Origin of the sequence: Pseudolactococcus hodotermopsidis (assembly GCF_011170085.1) — a bacterium.
GTDB classification, from domain to species: Bacteria; Bacillota; Bacilli; order Lactobacillales; family Streptococcaceae; genus Pseudolactococcus; species Pseudolactococcus hodotermopsidis.
Genome location: NZ_BLLI01000050.1, coordinates 1 through 17,354, shown reverse-complemented (window position 1 = coordinate 17,354; position 17,354 = coordinate 1). Strand labels below are relative to the sequence as shown.

The 17,354-nt window shown below is 39.7% G+C and carries 15 protein-coding genes; 1 reads left to right on the top strand and 14 read right to left on the bottom strand.

All coding sequences use genetic code 11. From position 1 onward, the window contains the following. Window positions 1–140: 140 nt before the first annotated feature. From gatB to Hs30E_RS07975, 7 genes are all read right to left on the bottom strand, one after another. A complete protein-coding gene (gene gatB / locus Hs30E_RS08005; RefSeq protein ID WP_172209438.1) occupies window positions 141–1,571 on the bottom strand; it encodes an Asp-tRNA(Asn)/Glu-tRNA(Gln) amidotransferase subunit GatB in 1,431 nt (476 codons plus the stop codon). Between the two features lie 17 nt (window positions 1,572–1,588). Beyond that, window positions 1,589–3,031: an Asp-tRNA(Asn)/Glu-tRNA(Gln) amidotransferase subunit GatA gene (gene gatA, locus Hs30E_RS08000; RefSeq protein WP_172209437.1), complete on the bottom strand. Its 1,443-nt coding sequence runs from the start codon at window positions 3,029–3,031 to the stop codon at window positions 1,589–1,591. Continuing rightward, window positions 3,032–3,325: an Asp-tRNA(Asn)/Glu-tRNA(Gln) amidotransferase subunit GatC gene (gene gatC, locus Hs30E_RS07995; RefSeq protein ID WP_172209436.1), complete on the bottom strand. Its 294-nt coding sequence runs from the start codon at window positions 3,323–3,325 to the stop codon at window positions 3,032–3,034. A 56-nt stretch (window positions 3,326–3,381) separates the two neighbouring features. Further along, a complete protein-coding gene (locus tag Hs30E_RS07990) occupies window positions 3,382–4,497 on the bottom strand; it encodes a hypothetical protein (RefSeq protein ID WP_172209435.1) in 1,116 nt (371 codons plus the stop codon). Between the two features lie 81 nt (window positions 4,498–4,578). Beyond that, window positions 4,579–6,342 (bottom strand): aspartate--tRNA ligase, encoded by a 1,764-nt coding sequence (aspS, locus tag Hs30E_RS07985; RefSeq protein WP_172209434.1) that lies wholly within the window; start codon window positions 6,340–6,342, stop codon window positions 4,579–4,581. 358 nt (window positions 6,343–6,700) lie between these two features. After that, window positions 6,701–7,489 (bottom strand): GTP-sensing pleiotropic transcriptional regulator CodY, encoded by a 789-nt coding sequence (gene codY / locus Hs30E_RS07980; protein ID WP_172209433.1) that lies wholly within the window; start codon window positions 7,487–7,489, stop codon window positions 6,701–6,703. Between the two features lie 108 nt (window positions 7,490–7,597). Beyond that, on the bottom strand, window positions 7,598–8,812 hold the full coding sequence (locus Hs30E_RS07975) for a pyridoxal phosphate-dependent aminotransferase (protein ID WP_172209432.1): 1,215 nt from the start codon (window positions 8,810–8,812) through the stop codon (window positions 7,598–7,600). Window positions 8,813–8,897: 85 nt separating this feature from the next. Between Hs30E_RS07975 and Hs30E_RS07970 the strand changes: the two genes are divergently transcribed. Beyond that, complete coding sequence (locus tag Hs30E_RS07970) at window positions 8,898–10,163, top strand: MFS transporter (RefSeq protein WP_172209431.1); 1,266 nt, start codon at window positions 8,898–8,900, stop codon at window positions 10,161–10,163. 127 nt (window positions 10,164–10,290) lie between these two features. Here Hs30E_RS07970 and Hs30E_RS07965 read toward each other — a convergent pair whose 3' ends face one another. The 7 genes from Hs30E_RS07965 to rpmH form a co-directional block, all read right to left on the bottom strand. Next, a complete protein-coding gene (locus Hs30E_RS07965) occupies window positions 10,291–11,082 on the bottom strand; it encodes a hypothetical protein (protein WP_172209430.1) in 792 nt (263 codons plus the stop codon). 88 nt (window positions 11,083–11,170) lie between these two features. Next, window positions 11,171–14,581: a hypothetical protein gene (locus Hs30E_RS07960; RefSeq protein WP_172209429.1), complete on the bottom strand. Its 3,411-nt coding sequence runs from the start codon at window positions 14,579–14,581 to the stop codon at window positions 11,171–11,173. A 33-nt stretch (window positions 14,582–14,614) separates the two neighbouring features. Then, window positions 14,615–14,932 carry a DUF1292 domain-containing protein gene (locus tag Hs30E_RS07955; RefSeq protein ID WP_172209428.1) on the bottom strand — a complete coding sequence of 106 codons (318 nt, stop codon included), beginning with the start codon at window positions 14,930–14,932 and terminating at the stop codon, window positions 14,615–14,617. A 34-nt stretch (window positions 14,933–14,966) separates the two neighbouring features. Beyond that, window positions 14,967–15,389, bottom strand: coding sequence for a Holliday junction resolvase RuvX (gene ruvX, locus Hs30E_RS07950; protein ID WP_172209427.1), 423 nt, complete (start codon window positions 15,387–15,389; stop codon window positions 14,967–14,969). Next, window positions 15,389–15,655: an IreB family regulatory phosphoprotein gene (locus Hs30E_RS07945; RefSeq protein WP_172209426.1), complete on the bottom strand. Its 267-nt coding sequence runs from the start codon at window positions 15,653–15,655 to the stop codon at window positions 15,389–15,391. The genes ruvX and Hs30E_RS07945 overlap by 1 nt, the downstream gene beginning before the upstream one ends. Window positions 15,656–15,825: 170 nt before the next feature. Next, window positions 15,826–16,746, bottom strand: a complete 921-nt coding sequence (locus Hs30E_RS07940; protein ID WP_172209425.1) for an aldo/keto reductase — start codon at window positions 16,744–16,746, stop codon at window positions 15,826–15,828. A gap of 188 nt (window positions 16,747–16,934) precedes the next feature. Then, the gene (rpmH, locus tag Hs30E_RS07935) at window positions 16,935–17,069 is read right to left on the bottom strand and encodes a 50S ribosomal protein L34 (protein WP_172209424.1); all 135 of its coding nucleotides are present in this window, start codon (window positions 17,067–17,069) and stop codon (window positions 16,935–16,937) included. Window positions 17,070–17,354 lie beyond the last annotated feature (285 nt).

The following is a 17,354-nucleotide window of genomic DNA, read 5'->3' as shown; positions in this document are numbered from 1 at the left end:
ATAACGAAAGTTTAACAGATTTTTTATGAAAATTAAAGCGGTTAGGGAAATAATCGTCTGAAATAGCTATTTAACTTGTGAAATTTCGGAATTTGTCGGATAAATTAAATTTATGAAATGACCGTGACGCTTTGTTTTATCTATTTATCCAATTCTGCGTAAAGCAATTCTTGCACAACCTGCGGATTGGCTTGTCCTTTGGTTGCTTTCATCAGCTGACCAATCAGCGCTTTAGCCGAATTTTTATTGCCACCTTTGTAGTCGTTGACCGCTTTTTCATTTTTCGCCAAAACTTCTGTGATGATTGGCACAAGAACAGCTGGATCTGAGATTTGTATCAAGCCAGCTTTTTTGACAAAGCTTTCCGCCGAACCGCCATTTTTCGCCAATTCAACAAAGACTTTTTTAGCAATTTTGCTAGAAATCGTGCCGTCTGCGATGAGTTTGAGCATTTCTGTCAAGTTTTCAGGTGTTAAGCCGATTTCTGAGAGTTTTTTCCCTTCAGCGTTCAGATATTGGGCGACCTCTCCTTGCAACCAGTTTGATGCGAGTTTCGCATCTGCTCCCGCATTTAGCGCAGCCTCAAAAAAGTCAGCCGTGGCTTTCGTCGCAGTCAGTTGCTCAGCATCGTAGCCTGATAAACCAAAATCAGCGATATATCTCGCACGGCGCGCCTTTGGAAACTCTGGCAATGTGGCGCGAACGTCATCAATCCAGCTATCCGAAATCTCAAAACGTGGCAGATCTGGCTCTGGGAAATAGCGGTAATCTGACGAGCCTTCCTTGACACGCATAAGCGTTGTTTCGCCAGTTTTCTCATCATAACGGCGCGTTTCTTGCTGAATCACACCGCCCGAGCGCAAAATTTTAGCTTGACGTTGCACCTCGTATTCCAGACCTTTTCTGACAAAGTTAAAGGAGTTCAGATTTTTAAGCTCCGTTTTTGTGCCAAATTCCTCTTGCCCATAAGGACGCAGTGAAATGTTGGCATCGCAACGCATGGAACCTTCTTCCATTTTCACATCAGAAATGCCTGTATACTGAATAATTTCCTTAATCGCCGTCAGATAAGCGTAAGCCTCCTCAGGCGACCTCATGTCAGCCTCAGACACGATTTCAATCAGTGGCACGCCTTGACGGTTGAGGTCAACATAAGAATAACCGTCCGTTCCATGCGTATTTTTACCCGCATCTTCTTCCAAATGCGCGCGCTCAATTCTTAACGTTTTCTTCGTACCGTCCTCAAGCTCAATTTCAATCGAACCATTGTAACCAATCGGCTCATCAAACTGGGAAATTTGATAGGCTTTGGGATTATCAGGATAGAAATAATTCTTACGATCGAAGTGCATGTTCTGGTGAATGTCCATGTTAAGCGCAAGCGCAGCTTTAATACCAGACTCGATAACACCCTTATTCATAACAGGCAAAACACCTGGAAAACTCCAATCGACAATATTCGTATTCTCATTTGCCCCCGCCCCAAAATGCGCTGGTGCTGGCGAGAAAATTTTCGAGTTGGTATTCAACTCAACGTGGACTTCAAGTCCGATGACTGTTTCAAAATTCATATGCTTAAAGTCCTTCCTTAAAATATAACAGGTTTATTCTTATGAAAATCAGTAGTCGCCTCAAACGCCGCCGCTGCTTGATAAATCGTTTCTTCATCAAATGCACGACCAATAATTTGCAGACCGACAGGCAAACCGTCAACTTGCCCCGCTGGAATAGAAATACCTGGTAGACCCGCCAAATTGACAGGAATTGTCAACAAATCAGCCAAATACATGGCAACAGGATCATGACCTTGCGTGTCCAAATCATAAGCAACACTCGGCGCAGTCGGTCCAATAATCAAGTCAAAATTTTCAAAAACTTTTTGGAAATCTTGCATAATCAACGTGCGCACTTGCCCAGCCTTCTTGAAATAAGCATCATAGTAACCAGACGACAAGCTAAACGTCCCAAGCATAATCCGACGTTTGACTTCCTCGCCGAACCCTTGCGAACGCGTTTTCACGTAAATGTCTTCCAAATCAAGCGCATCTTCGGCACGAAAACCATAGCGAATGCCGTCAAAACGTTGCAAGTTCGAGCTCGCCTCAGACGACGCAATGATATAGTAAACCGCAACACCATATTTGCTATGTGGCAAGCTCACTTCCTCAACTGTCGCACCCAACTTTTCAAACTGTTTCGCCGCAGCCAAGACCTGCTCCTTAACCTTGGGATCAATCCCCTCGCCAAGATATTCCTTTGGCAAAGCAATCTTCAAGCCCTTAATCTCTTGACCGATTTTAGACGTAAAATCAGGTACAGCGACTTTTGATGACGTTGAATCTTTCGGATCATACCCCGCCACAGCATTGAGCAACAAGGCATTATCTTCTACATTTTGTGAAAATGGTCCAATCTGGTCAAGTGACGAACCAAAAGCAATCAAGCCAAAACGTGACACCCGACCATAAGTCGGTTTCAGACCAACAACACCATTGAACGACGCTGGCTGACGAATCGAACCACCCGTATCAGAGCCAAGCGAGAGCAAAACTTGATTGGCAGCAACCGCTGTCGCCGAACCACCAGATGAACCGCCAGGCACTTTCGTTTCGTCCCAAGCATTTTTCGTCGGTTTGAAAGCCGAATTTTCAGTCGATCCGCCCATGGCAAACTCGTCCATGTTCGTTTTCCCAACGATAATCATATCATTTGCATACAAATTCTCAACAGAAGTCGCATCAAAAATCGGCTCATAATTGTACAGCATCTTCGAGGCAGCAGTCGTCAAAATCCCCTTAGTCGAGATATTATCCTTAACCGCAAGCGGAATCCCAGACACAAGATTTGTCGCATCAATCCCTTTTTCGTCAATGGCAGCAGCTTGACGAAGTGCCTCTTCTTCAGTAATCGTGATAAAACTATCAACTTTATTTTCACGTTCAGCCATGTTTTTCAAAGTTTCACGTGTCAATTCAAGCGCAGAAATCTCCTTGTTGACCAATTTTTCGTGGAGCGTTTTAATTGTTGTCATTTAGTTATCCTCCATAATCGCGGGCACTTTGATGAAACCATCTTCTGATTCAGGCACATTTTTGAACAGCTCCTCGCGATTCCACCCCGCAACAGCCACATCTTCACGCCAAGCATTGATATTATCCGCCACATTTGACGTAAATGGCACATCAGTCGTATCCACTTCTTCCAACATCAAGAACATATCAACGATTTTCGTCAATGTCCCCGCAAATTCAGCCGTTTCCGCCTCATCAAAAGCCAATTTTGACAAATTCGCAACATGTTTGACGTCTTTTTTTGTAATTTCCATGGTTTTTTTCCTTTACTTTTTAAATCAGATTTAGCGAAAGAATAATCCGACAACTCCTAATACAAATAGACATTATTTTCTGCATCTATATAGATTTCAGTTTCTTCCTTAATTTCCAAATCGCTTGCTTGAATGTACTCAATTAACGGCACAATTTTTTCATCAATTTTCTTGTCTGACCATTTGAACCCTCCATTTAAAGCATAACCTGCCTTTTCACTGGTAGCATTCACAACAACTTCCGTTGCCTTGTCAATCTTTTTACCAATACCTTCAATAGTAAAACTCTTTTTACCTATTACCACACCAAATTTTTTCGGCATAAATGAAACTGATTTTCTCTTACGATTCACCCTTTTTTTAATCTTAAATTTATCGCCATACGCATCAAGTTTCTCTAAAACAGTCTCAAGATGTAAATCTGACTTAGCAAATTGGTCTAAATATTCATTTTTAATAAATTCCAACAATTCATCGGGATTATCCAACAAGGAAATTCTAATCCCAGCCGCCATATACAGCGTTTTGAGGGCAGAGGTTTCAATTTCGCGCCACTCTCGTAATTTTTTAAGCAACTCCGAGAAATCTGAAAGATCTTTTACCGATTGTTCCAAGGCAGTGTCCATCATTCGTTGCGCCTGTTTAGCTGTGGCTATCAAATCATCTCGATAGTCAATCAGCTTTTCATGTGCCATTTTCTTTTCAGTTTCAATCGTGATAATCTGAAGATAATTTTTTTGGACGTTATTGACATTTTCAAACATCATCTCCAACCGACCGTAAAGTTTTGCCATCTCCATATCTTTCAGCTCAGTCACTTGCTCGTAGATAGCACTCAAACTTTCTTCTAATTGTTGCTGCTGTTGCATATTCTGCACATAAACTGCCACTTGAAGCGGATTAACTATCATCGAAGCAGTTTCAACAGGATTCAGATGTTTAAATACAGTTTGACCGACTAGTTTCCCCTCAATAAATTCATTTGCTGAAATCGCACCCGAAACAAAATTTGAAACACCATTTATTGCGCCGGGATTCGTCGTTACCAACTTAACAACCTGTTCCTTCGGAATATTTGAGGCAACATCAAGTCCCACAGCTACTGCAAATTGTAAAAATCTCCCAGCCTCCGTCTGCGATAATTTTCTTGCCCTGTTGAGCATTTCAGCCATAATTTTTCCTCTTTGTCCTATAATTATTGGCAAACTGTACCTCTTAACAGTTCTTCCTTTATTATACCATTTTACAAAACATCACTCAAAATCAATATCCAAAACCAACTTCAACTCATTCAACAATTTAGGATCAACATCGCTCGGCGAGGCCATCATCAGATCAACACCAGCTGCACTTTTTGGAAAAGCAACAACTTCGCGAATATTATCCTCGCCAGTCAGTACCATGAAAATGCGCTCCAAACCAAAAGCACAACCAGCATGCGGTGGCGCACCAAATTTGAAAGCCTCAAGCATGGCGCCAAATTTTTGCGCAACAAAGTAGTTATCGTAACCCAAAATTTCAAAAGCCTTATACATAACTTCTGGATTATAATTGCGCACCGCACCAGAGCAAACTTCATAACCATTCATAACCATGTCAAACTGGTCAGCCTTAATCGCCAATTTATCCGCATCGGTTTTTGCAGCCTCAAGCGCCTTGACACCACCTTTGGGCAATGAAAATGGATTGTGACCAAAATCAACCTTGCGATTATTTTCATCATACTCGTAAAATGGAAAATCAACCACCCAACAAAGTGCCACTTTATTTTTATCTTTAAGATTATAAAACGTCGCAAATTCATTGCGCATCCGACCTAGCACGCGATTAACAACAGCAGGTTTACCCGCACCAAAGAAAACAATATCGCCATCCTCAGCACCAGTTTTTGCCGTAATCTCCGCCAGTTCCGTCTCAGTCAAAAACTTCGCAATCGGCGATTTAATCCCACCGTCAACAAAAGTCAAATAAGCAAGACCGCCAGCACCCTCTTTTTTAGCAATTTCCGTGAAATTATCAATCTGCGAACGAGACAAATTAGCCGCCCCCTTGACACAAATCGCCTTAACTTTCTTGGCATTTTTGAAAACGGCAAACTCAGTCGTCGCAAGCGTTTCGTCCAAATCAACCAATTTCATATCAAAACGCAAATCGGGTTTGTCGCTACCATAAATATTCATGGCATCTTCATAAGAAATACGTGGAATTTCAGTCGTTACCAACTCCTTACCCGCAAAATCTTGAACCAAATTTTGAATCAAAACTTCCATTTCCGAGCGAATTTCTTCGCCATCTTCAACAAATGCGCGCTCCAAATCAAGCTGATAAAAATCCCCATAAAGTCTGTCTGCACGCGGATCTTCATCACGGAAACACGGTGCAATTTGATAATATTTATCAATACCACCAACCATTAGCAGTTGCTTAAATTGTTGCGGTGCTTGCGGTAGGGCATAAAATTTACCCGCATGAATCCGACTCGGAATCAAGAAATCACGCGCGCCCTCTGGCGAAGAATTTGCCAAAATCGGTGTCTGAACTTCCAAAAAGTCATTATCTTCCATAAAACGACGAATAAATGACAAATATTTCGCCCGTTGTTTCAAAGTTGCTTGCATTTTCGGACGGCGCAAATCTAAATAACGATATTTCAAACGCAATTCTTCACTTGATTGATTGCTTTCATTAAGCGAAATCGGCAAAGGCTGTGACGCATTCAAAACCTCAAACTTGTCAGCTACCAACTCAACCTGCCCAGTCGGCAAATTTGGATTGGCAAGTCCCTCACCACGCTCACGTAACACACCTGTAACAGCAATCGCATACTCATCACGCAAATGTTCTGCTTCGCCAAAGTTATCAACATTTTCAGGCTGAATCACAACCTGCAATAAACCATTATAATCACGCAAATCAATAAAAATCACGCCACCATGGTCACGGCGAGAATTTACCCAACCTTTAACAGTCAAGGTTTCGCCAAGTTTTGAAATCGTATCAGTCGTTTTTGTTCTCATATCTCTTCTTTCATAATTTACACTGATTTACTTTATCAAATGACAAGTTTCGAGCTAGTTTGTGACAAATCAAGGCAATCAGCGTACAGGTATACGTTTGAGAATGATTGACACAAATTAGTTGATACTGTTTGATTTTTAAAGCAATTCAGCATTATTTCAAATATAAAAATAGCACCAAAAACATCGTCAGAAAAGGACGAAAGTCGTGGTGCCACCTTAATTCGCTGTCATAAAGACAACCTTATTTTTCGTTATTTAATTGGACCAAAAATAGTGTTCTTCATCTCAAACATCAGACGCTATTCCCAGCAACAAGCGCTCTCTTAACTGATTTGATTGAAATTACTGCTATTTTTTAAAAGTTACGGTCTTTGACTTTATCGTAAATACCTGTATTGATAATTTTCAGATAAGTCCCTTTCATGCCAAGCGAACGCGACTCAATAACCCCAGCAGATTCAAGTTTGCGCAAAGCATTGACAATAACTGAACGTGTAATACCAATTTTATCAGCAATTACTGAAGCTGTCAAGCGACCCTCGTCGCCGCCGAGTTCTTCAAGAATAGCCTTAACTGCGCGCATTTCCGAGTAAGAAAGCGTACTAACCGCCATATTAACCGCATCATTTTTACGAATACTATCTTCCATTTGCTCAATCTGAAGATTTGACAACTGAATCCCAATAACAGTCGTCGCAAGCTCAACCAGCACAAGGTCATCATCAGAGAAAACCTCGTCATTACGCCAGATGATGAACGTCCCAAGACGTAAACCACTACCAAAAATCGGTGCAACTGTCGTCTTACCGTTTGGATAATCTTTTTGAACTTCGAGCGGATAAAGTGACAACGTTGCATCAACAGGCAAGTTAGCCTCAGTATCGTAAATCCGCGAAGCTGCTTGGACAAATTCAGTTGACAGTTGACGTTCATCGAACATCGCTTCTACACGGTCGTTGTTTGTCTTATAAGGCATAGCATAGCCCAAAACTCGTCCTTTACCGTCAATGACGACTGAATTACAATCAATCACAGCCGAAAGACGTTCTGACAAGCCAATATAAGGCAATTCTTCAGTGGACTTGTTTAATCCTTCTTGAAGAATCGCTGTAATTCTTCTTGTTTTTTCTAGTAAAGTAGTCATAGTTCTCCTCTAGTATAAAAGTTTTTAGATACCTTTATTATAGCAAGAAAAAGTCAAAAGTACAAGGAATATTCTGAATATTATTTATTGTTTTTAGAGCATAGACAATTATTGTTTATATTTTGACAAAAAGCGGGTCATTCTCTCTTGAATTTCAGCTAACTCGTCCACTCTTGGCATATAAACAATGCGGAAGTGGTCAGGGTCTTTCCAGTTAAAACCGCGACCATGAACAAGCATAATTTTCTCTTGCTTGAGAAAATCAAGGACAAATTGCTCATCATCATGAATATGATACATAGTGGTGTCAATTTTCGGGAAGATATAAAAAGCTGCTTTCGGCTTAACCGCAGAAATACCAGGAATTTCATTCATAGCTTTATAAATAAAATCACGTTGTTCATAAATACGCCCACCAGGCAACAATAACTCATCAACCGATTGTGTGCCACCGAGTGACGTTTGGACAACTTGTTGCGCAAGAACATTTGAACACAAGCGCATATTTGCCAACATATCAAGCCCCTCGATATAGCCTTTCACACGAGATTTATCGCCTGAGAGCACCATCCATCCGACTCTAAAACCAGCAATTCGATGTGATTTTGATAACCCATTCATCGTCACGACAAAGAGATCTGGCGCCAAAGTCGCAATCGGCACATGCTTGATACCGTCCATGATAATGCGGTCATAAATCTCATCCGAAAAGATAATCAAGTCGTTTTGGCGCGCAATATCAACAATAGACAGCAAAAGTTCCCGCGGATAAACGGCACCTGTCGGATTGTTAGGATTAATGATAACAATCGCCTTGGTATTTGACGTGATTTTCGACTTGATGTCATCAATATCGGGATACCACTCAGCTGATTCATCGCAAAGATAATGGACAGCATGACCACCAGAAAGGCTGATAGAAGCCGTCCAAAGCGGATAGTCAGGCATCGGCACAAGCACCTCATCGCCCGTGTTCAAAAGACCGTTCATTGACATAGCAATCAGCTCACTGACACCATTTCCCGTGTAAATATCATCAATATCAACATTTGGGAAACCTTGCACCTGACAATACTGCATAATTGCCTTGCGCGCACTAAAAATACCCTTGCTATCAGAATAGCCCTCACTATCACGCGCATTCAAAATCAAATCACGAATAACTTCATCAGGTGCAGTGAAACCAAATTCAGCAGGATTTCCTGTGTTCAAACGCAAAATTTTCTCGCCATTTGCCCGCATACGATTGGCTTCATCAAGAACTGGTCCACGAATATCATAGGAAACATGATCAAGTTTATCAGATTTATCAAAAATTTTCATATGTTTTATACCTCGTCTTTCCATTATAAACTTTTCGCCTTGATTTATCAAAATTATTTTGAGATTTTTGCTATAATATAAAAGTATGAAAATTGAAATTAAGAAAAATTGGCAAAAGAATTTTTTCACCTTATTTATTGGGCAACAACTCTCCTTTTTTACCAGTATGATTGCCCAGTATGCGCTGATGTGGTATCTGACAGATGTTACCAAAAGTCCCGCCTTACTAGCTTTATATAGCATTATCGGCTTTGTACCAGGAATTATCGCTGCACCCCTAGTCGGTCCTTTAGTCGATCGGATTAACAAAAAAATTCTCTTGATTGTCGGTGACTGGATTGTTGCGATTGCAGCAATTGTACTTGCGATTTCCGGCAATGGCGGCGCTCTCCCTTTTGGATTACTTGGTATCGCTGTCTTTATCAGAAGTCTAGCAGGAGCGATTCAAGACCCTACAACCCAGTCAATTATCCCGACTTTAGTACCAGAACATATTGTCCCCAAAGTTGGTGGCTTAAACGGCGCTTTTTCTAGCGCCTCAATGGTTATTACACCCGCTATTGCAGCATTTTTATACAACGTTATGCCCATTTCTCAGATTATGTTAGTAGATGTGGTAGGCGCCATTATCGGAACAATTGCTGTTTTGCTCACAAAAATTCAGAGTTTTGATCATATAGTAAAAGAAAGTGCGTATTTATCAGAACTAACAGAAGGCTTTGGACTCGTCAAAAATCACAAAGGAATTTTCCATTTTCTGATTATCAAAACGCTAGTTCTCATGTTTTCAATGCCAGCATTTTCACTTTATCCCTTAATAACGACAAGCTACTTCCATGGTAGCATTTCGGATGCTTCTATCGTTGAAGTTTTCTGGTCAATTGGTTCACTACTTGGTGGTATTCTGATTGGCATTTTAGGCACAACGAAAAAACGTCTGACAACTGGTGTAATTTGGTACATGATTTCTGCAATTGGCTTTGTTAGTATGGGCTTTCTGCCTGACACACACCTTGGTCTCTTGCTTTTTATCGGTTTACAACTTCCAGCAGGTATCGGTTATATGGCAGCAAATGGTCTCTTTACATCAATTATCCAACAAGCATTTCCTGCCCACCAAACAGGTCGTGTCATGGGAATTGCTCAAGCTTTAAGTTCGCTTGCAAGTCCAATCGGCTTGATTTTTGCAGCACCTGCTGCTGAAACAATCGGTTTACCTTTACTTCTCATTATTGCTGGTAGCAGTATTTTCGTCGGCAATATCGTAAGCATGTTGCTCCCTGATGTCAAACTGCTTGACCACATGAGCGTCATGACACACATCAAAAACAACAGGTCGTCTGCTGAGTGAAGCAAAACGCTCGATTTCACGAAAAGTATGAAATGCTTTATTTTGATAATCTGTTAAAAATTGCTTATTATCCATACTTATATATACGTAAAAACCGCCGATTTTGCTCGGCGGTTTTTGACTATATTTACCAATTAGAATCAGAAATTGATTTTTTATGCGCATCAATTTGTGATCTAAGCATTTTTTCAACTTCTGCTTTATACAATTTTTTTCTGTGACGGATAACTGCAGAAATTGTTACGACAACAAGCAATAGCAAAACCAATACAGCCGCGATAATTACCTCAAAAGACAGATTTATCGGAGTCGATTTTTTAACAGGAACAGATGCTTTACGAGATGACAATTTAACAGACTCTTTTTTAGACTCCTCCGATTTAACTTCGGCGCTTGAACTTACACTTGATTCCGCTGAAGACGACGGAGTTGTCGAAATTTTCTGCAAATTTTGCCATTCTTTTTGAGTAAACGCAATCTGTTTAGTTGTGACAGGCTCTGAATCAAAAGACTGCCCATTAATCTCAGATAAATAAACTGATAACCTTGAATCTTTAGGGAATTTTGTATCATTTTCGTAAAAATCTTTAAAGAAAACTTCAGTTTTCCCCTCAGCAGACAATGGATAAGTTCGTCTAGCAATTTCTTTCTCGCCATCATATCTGACAACTGTTATCTCAGCATCAACACCAACAGCATTCCACCAAGTATCGCCCTCAGCATCCAAAATTTGATACTGAAAAAGATAGCCGTCATTTGCCTCTTGCTCAAAAAGACGATTCGTCTCAGGTAGGATATTAGCAGATTGTGCCGTATCCTCGTTATTCTTGCTGGCACCCTCAGCCTGTACACTTATCCCTATTGTCAAAAACGATAACATAGTGATGAAAGTGATAAAATATTTATTCAACTTGCTCATATTCAACTTCTTACCTCTAGTTAAAAGAGATTTATCTGTTTTTCACTAAAAATCACTTGTTCTCAAAGCAAGTGATTCTTGATGAAAATTAATCAATCTCAAACGATGCAGCTTTTTCCTTGATACCACGCAAAAATTCTGAATTATCCGTCACGAGTTCAAAGATACGACGGTAATAAGTATCGCCCTCATGTTTGAGGTACGCCAAACGCTCATTAGCATCAGAAACATGTTTTTCAGCTTTTTCAATCGTAAGCGTTGCACGATTTTCAGCATCTTGGATGATGTTTTCAGCTTGCGCTTTCGACAAGTCCATTCGTTCTTCAGTTGCTTTCACAATTTCAGCAGCTTCCACTTTAGCATTTTCAATAATTTCTTCTTTTTGAGCTGTCGCTGTTTGCACGATTGTTTTCGCTTGAATTTTTGCACCGATTAAGATGTCAGCAATATCATCTTTAGACATACCCGCATCGTCCATAACCGTTTTTTGTGCGACTTGCATTTGCGCTAACTTGTCACGATTTTCAGCGAGTTCTGCTTGAAGTCGTGTAATCTCTAATTTATATTGTTCTAGTTCTTCAATTTGTCCGTTCACCAGTCGCTCCTTTTCTTCGTCCCAACGTCCTTGTAACTCACTGATACGTTTTTGTAATGCCTGACTTTTTTCTTCTATTTGCTCTTGTGATTGTCCATTTTCTACTTGCAAAGCATCGTATTGCACTTTGAGCGCCACAAAATCAGCCTCAAGAGTCGCCACCTGCTCGCTTGAAACTCGAGTTGCTTCTTGTGCTTTAGTTACTTCAGCCTGTAAAGCCTCTTTTTCTGAAACTTCTTTTTCAAGACTAGATTCCAAAGTCGCAATCTTAGCATATGACGTCTCAACGGCACTTTTAACTTCACTTTCTTCAAGTTGACGTGCCGCTAAGCGAGCTTGTAGAGCCTCTTTTTCCGAAACTTCTTTTTCAAGCTCTGATTCCAAGGTTGCAATCTTAGCATAGGATGTCTCAATTGCATTCTTAGCCTCGCTTTCTTCAACCTGATGTGCCTCTAAGCGAGCTTGTAAACCAAAAATTTTCAACTTGTCTGCTTCTTGCGCTTTAGTTACCTCAGCTTGTAAAGTTTCTTTTTCTGAAACTTCTTTTTCAAGACTGGATTCCAAAGTCGCAATCTTAGCATAGGCTAGCTCAACGGCACTTTTAGCTTCACTTTCCTCAAACTGATGTGCTTCCAAACGAGCTTGCAAGCCAATAATTTTCAATTTGTCTGTTTCTTGTGATCTAGCTACCTCAGCTTGTAAAGTTTCTTTTTCTGAAACCTCTTTTTCAAGACTAGCTTCCAAAGTCGCAATCTTAGCATAGGCAGTTTCAACGGCACTTTTGGCTTTGTCTTCTTCAAACTGGTGTGCTTCCAAGCGATCTTGCAAAGTTTCTTTTTCTAAAACTTCTTTTTCAAGACTGGATTCCAAAGTCGCAATTCTAGCATATGATGCCTCAACGGCACTTTTGGCTTCGCTTTCCTCAAACTGATGTGCTTCTAAGCGAGCTTGCAAGCCAACAATTTTCAATTTATCAAGTTCTTGTGTTTTAGTTGCCTCAGCTTGTAGCGTTTCTTTTTCTAAAACTTCTTTTTCAAGTTCTAATTCCAAAGTTGCAATCTTAGCAAGCGATGCCTCAATGGTGCTTTTTGCCTCATTTTCTCCAAGTTGATGCGCTTCTAAAGTAGCTTGCAAAGTCTCTTTTTCTGAAGCTTCTTTTTCAAGACTGGATTCCAAAGTCGCAATTTTAGCATATGATGCCTCAACGGCACTTTTGGCTTCGCTTTCCTCAAACTGATGTGCCTCCAAACGAGCTTGCAAATCAACAATTTTCAACTTATCTGATTCACGCGCCTCTGTTGTCAAGGCTTGTAACTGCGATTTTTCAGCCAGTTGTCTTTCCAAAGCTGAAACTTTGTTGTTCAATGCCTCAAATTCAGCTGTATTTTTAGCACTCTCTTCTGCTTGACGCATCTCTGAGTCTGCTCGCAGGCTCGTCAATTTATCATTTTCAGCGCCTTGCGCCTCTAACTGTGCCTCCAAATCAGCGATTTTTACCTTATCTGATTCATAATCAACTAGGGTCACTTCCAAATCAGCAAGTTTAGCCTTGTCTGATTCATAATTTTCTAATTGCCCTTCTAAATCAGTAAGTCTAGCCTTGTCTGACTCATAAGCCTCCAATTTGACTTCTAAATCGGCAACTTTTTCCTTAGTGACTGCCATCTCAGTTTCTAAAGTAGAAAGTTTCAACTTGTCAGCTTCGTATGCTTCTAATTGCGATTGCAATTCAACCAGTTTGGCTTTATCTGCATCACGTGCTTCCAAAATTGTAATCTTCAAAAGATCTTTTTCAGCAATTTCATTTTCCAAAGAAGTAATCTTAAAATTCAAAACTTCAAGCTTGGCATTATTTTTAGCACTTTCTTCAGCATGCAGCGCATCCAACTGTGTTCTTAACTCAACAATTTTCGCTTCATGTTCTTCCACTACTGAAACTTGCAAACGTTCCTTTTCAGCAGCTTCTTTTTCCAATTCCGAAATTTTGTTATTCAGTGCATCAAGTTCGGCACTATTTTTCGCCTTTTCCTCATCAAGAGCTATCATTTTTGCTTTCAAATCAGCAATTTTCTCTTGATCAGCTTCGTGTTCTGCAACAACTTCAACTTGTAAACGTTCTCTCTCAGACACTTCTTTTTCAAGTTCTGAAATTTTATCGTTCAAGATTTCAAGTTCAGCGCTGTATTTTTCACTTTCCCCCGCTTGAAGAAGAAGGACATCCAATTGCAACTTCAACTCAGCAATTTTTGCTTTATCTGCCTCATGTTCAGCAACAATTTCAACTTGAAGTTGTTCTTTTTCGGCAGTAACTTTTTCAAGTTCAGCAATTTTTGCTTTCAACGATTCAAGTTCAGCTGTATTTTCCTCAGTATCTTGTGATTGAAGCGTGTCTAGCTGTAATTTCAACTCATCAATTTTCGCTTCATCTGCTTCGTGCATTTCATAAGCTGTTGCCTGCAAACGTTCTTTCTCAAAAACTTCTTTTTCAAGCGCCAAAACAAGAGCTGAAATTTTTGCATTCACCTCTTTCGCACTATTTGGATCCGTTCCTTCAGATAAAATCATATCTAATTGCGATTGCAATTCAGTAATTTTAGCTTTATCTGCATTTTGTGCTTCTAGCGTCGCTGTTTGTTGACGTTCTTTTGCAGCAATTTCTCTTTCCAAAACTGAAATTTTAGTCGTCAACGCCTCAATTTCAGCAGGATTAGCTTTTTTATTTTCCTTAACTTGAAGTGCATCAATCTGCGACTCCAACTCAACGATCCTTACTTTATCAACCTCAAGCTCATCTTCCAAACCTTTCAGTTCTCTCGCATATTGCTCAGAAGCGTTATTCAACAATTCTTCTACTTCTTTTTTGGTTAATTTAGGAGCCAAAAATCCCCAGTTATCAAATGCCATGAAATATTCCTTTCATCATTACAGCTAAGCAGCTCAGTTTTGTTCTTCTACAAAAGTATTAAAGACTTCCTCAATCATGTTCCATTCTTTTTCAGAATCTTCTTCGATTGGCATCAAGTCACCCTCAGTGCCGTCTTCATTTTGCGTATAAGCGTAAGCTTGAATTTCAACCTCACCATTTTCATCTTCTTCAGCACCTGCCGGCACAACAAGAACATAATTTTTGCCAAATTCTTCTTGACCGTCAATTGTCAAGAGAACTTCAAACAAACTTTCATTACCAAGGTCGTCGACCAATGTGATAAATTCAGCTTCATGTTCGTGGTTGTGTTCATGAGTATGTTCAGACATTTGTTATTTGCTCCTAGTTTTAGTTTTCTTAATCTTATAAGCTATGACTGTCAAGATAGTTCTGTAAAATCAAAACAGCAGCCAACTTATCTATATATTTTTTGCGATTTTCACGTCGCGTATTACCTTGAATCAGTATTTTTTCAGCCTGAGCTGTTGTCAAACGTTCATCCTGATAAGCAACAGGAATCCCAAACCTTTCAACCAGCAAATCGCCATAATGGCGACTAGCAAGCGCACGAACGCCCTCATCATTATTCATATGCTTAGGCAGACCAAGCACAAACTTGGCAGGATTATATTCTTTGACAAGTTCAGCAATTCTGTCAAAACCGTATTCTTGCTTGGCTTCGTCAATTCTAATCGTTTCAATAGGCTGAGCTGTATAGCCTAAGAGGTCACTTACGGCAACGCCGACAGTCACACTTCCAACATCAAGCCCCATTAACCGTTGCATCAAAGGTCAACGCCTCGATTCTTGAGATAGTTTTTAATTAACTCTTCAACGATGTCATCGCGATCAAAGCGGCGGATTCTATTGCGTGCATCATTATGGCGCGGAATGTAAGCAGGATCTCCCGACAACACATAGCCGACCATTTGATTGATTGGATTGTATCCTTTTTCGCCTAAAGATTTATAAACGCTAACCAAGGTTTCGCCAATTTCCTTTTTGCTTGAATCGTCAAATTCAAAACGAACTGTTTCATCTGTAAAGCTCATGTTTGTCACCCCTCTTCTCTAAATTTTTTCGATTACTTTCATTATAAGGTATTTTTGCTGAAATTTCAAACATTTTCTCTATTATTTATAAGAAAAATGCAAAAAATGCAAAAAAAGCTGTGATTTGTAACCACAACTTTGAAAAATACCCTATAAAATTGATGAAAATTTTACGGCAAAATATTACCAGCCGCCATATAGAGTGCGTACCATTCTTCACGCGTTAAAATAATATCTGCCGCTTCAGTGGCTTCAATGATTCTGCTTGGTGTCATTGTACCAATAATTGTTTGCATATTAGCAGGATGACGGTTAATGAAAGCTACGGCGATACCAGACGGCGTTACCTTGTATTTATCAGCTAATTCATTAAGTTTAGCATTAAGTTCAGGGAATTTGTCGTTATTACCAACAAAAATACCCTCAAAGAAACCGTATTGGAACGGTGACCAAGCCTGAATCGTCATGTTATGAATGCGCGAATATTCAAGGATACCACCATCATGTACAAAACTGCCCGCATCGCTCATGTTCACATGAATCCCCGCATCAATCATACCCGTGTGTTTTAAACCAAATTGCAGCTGGTTGATATTCATCGGTTGTTTAACTGCTGTTTTGAGCAAGTCAATTTGACCAGGATTTTGGTTTGATACGCCAAAAACGCGAACTTTGCCAGCTTTTTCAAGCTCATAAAAGGCTTCGGCAACTTCCTCAGGCTCAACCAAAGTATCTGGACGGTGCAAGAGCAAAGCATCAAGATAGTCAGTATCCAAACGTTTTAGAGAGCCCTCAACAGAACTGATGATATGTGCTTTTGAAAAATCAAATGCAACTCCTGGACGGATACCACATTTTGATTGAAGATAAACATCAGAACGGTTGATAGTCGTTTCTTTGAAAGCTTTTGCGAAAATTGTTTCGCATTCACCACCACCGTAAATATCCGCATGGTCAAAAAAGTTGATACCGTTATCATAAGCCGTTTGGATAATTTCGACAGGATTTTTACCTTCTTCGTTAATTCGCATGCAACCAAGGACAATTTGACTGGCAATAATGTCAGTATTTTTAATGTTGATTTTTTTCATGTTGCTCACTTTCTTTCAATTAATATATTTATTCTGGTAACGGTTTCATTATATCAAATTATTTTGAAAATTGCTTGATATAAATGTATATAGTTTTGTTTTTTTAGATTATTTATTAAATAACCGAGTAATCAAAAAAACACAGACTCGAGTTCCTGTGTTTTTTAGTTTATTGATGTAATCGTGTATTAAGCAGTCAATACTGCACGTCCTTTACGACGACGGCTTGCAATAACGCGACGACCATTTTTAGTCGACATGCGTTTACGGAAACCATGAGTTTTTTGACGTTTACGTTTACTTGGTTGATAAGTGCGTTTCATGATGTTTTTTCCTCTCTGTACATAATTTTCGATTGCAATTTTAAATGGTAGTCGCAATCCTATGTCTAGCCTAGGCTTTTGATCAGTTACTAAACATACCTTAATATTCTACCGCTTTTTAAAGCATTTGTCAAGATATTCTTAATTTTTATCATTCGAATATCATTCGAAAGTGATAATGTCCTAAGTAGGTCGAAACATAAAATGTCCCAAATGTTAAACTAATACTTATGAAAAGGATATTACTCACTGTGAATGAATTGAAAAAGTATCGTGTTATCAAGT